The organism is Hydrocoleum sp. CS-953 (assembly GCF_002260545.1).
GTDB lineage: Bacteria > Cyanobacteriota > Cyanobacteriia > Cyanobacteriales > Microcoleaceae > Trichodesmium.
Genome location: NZ_LGSU01000337.1, coordinates 1 through 2,800 on the forward strand (window position 1 = coordinate 1; position 2,800 = coordinate 2,800).

General features: G+C 38.0%; 2 protein-coding genes. Both read right to left on the reverse strand.

Going from position 1 to position 2,800, the window contains the following annotated elements:
* Window positions 1-69: 69 nt before the first annotated feature.
* Entirely contained in the window at window positions 70-834 is a 765-nt protein-coding gene (locus tag AFK68_RS03130; RefSeq protein ID WP_094671555.1) for a FeoB small GTPase domain-containing protein, read from the reverse strand.
* A 540-nt stretch (window positions 835-1,374) separates the two neighbouring features.
* Window positions 1,375-2,001 (reverse strand): FeoA family protein, encoded by a 627-nt coding sequence (locus AFK68_RS03135; RefSeq protein ID WP_094671557.1) that lies wholly within the window; start codon window positions 1,999-2,001, stop codon window positions 1,375-1,377.
* Window positions 2,002-2,800: the final 799 nt, after the last annotated feature.

Consider the following 2,800-nt stretch of genomic DNA (forward strand, 5'->3'; position numbering starts at 1 on the left):
TGGCAGCATAAATAATAAAATCACTAACTAAATATATCTGTTTTCATTTTATTTTTTTTGTAATCTAAGTTATTTCCCAACAACTCTAATATCAATATCTTCTCCCAATACCTGATGGATTTTGCGACGGTTTGTCACCACAATTTTCACCAAGTCTTCACCCCCTAATTCTGGAGCAACTCGGTCTTCATATTGCAGTAAATTTAAAGCCGTCCAGCGAGGTTCAACAATGCGTTTGCTACTGTGTTCAATAATGTAAGGAACCAATTCGGCTAAAGCATCTTCAATCACTGCTGGATAAGCAACATAACTAGGCGAACGACTGATATTTTTCACCAGTTCTGCCACCGTATCCAATAAAGGTTTGATTCCTTCTTCTCTAGAAGCATTCATGGGGATAACTGGACACCCTAATCGTTCTCGTAAGAGATCGGCATTGATAGAAATACCTCGGTCTTGGGCTACATCCATCATATTGAGGGCAATAATCATTGGTAGCCTCATCTCCATGATTTGTGTTGTTAAATAGAGATTACGCTCCAAATTAGACCCATCAACGATATTAATGATTAAATCTGCTTCCCCAGACAGGAGGTAATCTCGCGCCACCAGTTCATCCATCCCGGTTCCCTCTTCTTCGACATCAAGAGAGTAAACACCAGGTAAGTCTACTAGGGTAATTTCTTTTCCTTGGTAGGTAAACTGACCTTCTTTGCGGTCTACAGTTACGCCAGGCCAATTACCTGTGCGTTGGTTAGATCCTGTTAGGGCGTTAAAAAGCGTTGTTTTCCCACAATTGGGGTTGCCAATGAGGGCAATAATTGGTTTGAGCATTACTTTTAAAGATTAGAATTGAGAACTTGTTTTGACAGCAGTTTTGGTTTCGATAGTTAACAGTAGGGGCGAATAGCCATTCGCCCTTACAAGGTTTTGGTTATGATTGGAAAAAGTAGCTGCTGATTTTCTATAGATTGATTTTNGCACGTTATCAAGTGCATCTGCGGAGCAACTCCGAGAACTATTTCATCTATTGGACAATAGTTACAGCAGTTTGCGCACGTTATCAAGTACATCTGCGGAGCAACTCCGAGAACTATATTGCTACTTTCAGACAACAAAGCCCTATCAAATCTTATTTTTGACTTTTAATTTTTAACTTCCGCGTAGTAGGGGACGAATGCCATTCGCCCCTACAAGGTGGAATCCCACAATTTACAAGACCTAAGCAAATTCTTAGACAATACCCTATCGGTAGGGGGCGAATGCCATTCGCCCTCTACAAGATAGCGGTCGAGGGATGCTGAGGAAACCTAACCATATCCAATCGACCAAGAGATGGCGCTTGGTGCGTAAGTCCTGAATTTAGCTACCCATCTAAACAAGCTCAACTATTAAAGCATCTGACTCTTCTTTGCGTAAGCTCAGATGAAAATCTCTGACTAAAATTTCTACTGGGTCTCCGAAAGGTGCTACCCGAATCACCTTAAATTTTATATCAGGAGTCATCCCCATCGACAACAGTTTTTTCTTATAGCCTCGTTTGACTTCGTTGTAACCCACAACTCGGCCTTCAGTTCCCTCTGGCATTTCTCGCAACAATATTGTCTTTGTTTGATTTTTTATGTTTTCTCCTTTAGTTAAAGACTGGTTACTCACTAAAATTTTGTTAGCCATTCCCGCACCCACACCGATCCGGTTATCTTCTATGGCGACTAGAACCGAACCACTAGGTTGAGCGCTGATAATTTGCAATTGAACTCCTGGAGTTAGCCCCATCCCTAAGAGGCGATTAATTCCTCCTTTTCCCTCAAAACCAATTAACCAAACCTTTTGTCCAACTGTTGTTTGTGATAGGGGATAGGAGTCATTGTCCTTAACTGTTGGCCTAACTTCATCCATATTAATTAGACCGTTACTCGACTCATTAAAAAAGTCAAATTTCCAATCTATGCGATTAGGAGAGATAATTTTTTCATCAGTGTCATTCACTTTCCAATCCATCTCAACCTCCTTAAATACTAAAAATTTGCAATAATTTGAATGATGAAAACTTCATTCGATACTTCAAAAACCATTTAAAAAAGCTAGTGCCACTGTACCTCATAAAACACCGAATGCACTGTAAGTCAGCAATTAATTAGGTGCAATTTTGGCTATTATATTAATTTTTTCGGGAACATTTTGAGAGTCATTTCNTACCTCATAAAACACCGAATGCACTGTAAGTCAGCAATTAATTAGGTGCAATTTTGGCTATTATATTAATTTAATATGATAATATGAATCTTGATTAATTCAAAAGATTCTTTATAATTAATTAATGAGTTATTTTATCATTAATGCTTATTATGATATTATCAAAATTCATTGAAGATTTCCGCCGATTAGGTTAAAAAATGATTAAGAAATGGGTTTGAGAATATTAACCTATCCTGCTAATAAAATGCGATTAATCCTACTTTGGTTTGTCACAACCTATTTAGGATTGCTAAGTAGTCGGCGCTAATAAACTTCACTATGTAATGGAATGTTAAAGCACCTAAAACCCTTGAGATTGCTATCCGTTCCGGAATGCTCCGCAAACCTTCCACTGCGTTCCAGTCGCAATGACATACTTTTCATTAATTGATAATTGATAATTGATAATTACCTCTCCCTTTTAGGGAGAGGATTGACGCAAAGGGGGAAAAAATTTATTTTTTTTCTCTTTTAAAGGAGAGGCTTTTAACCTCAATTATTTAATTAATAATTATTAATTACCCGGTAAAGCTGGAGAAAGTTGTATTTGGACGGCTTTTAT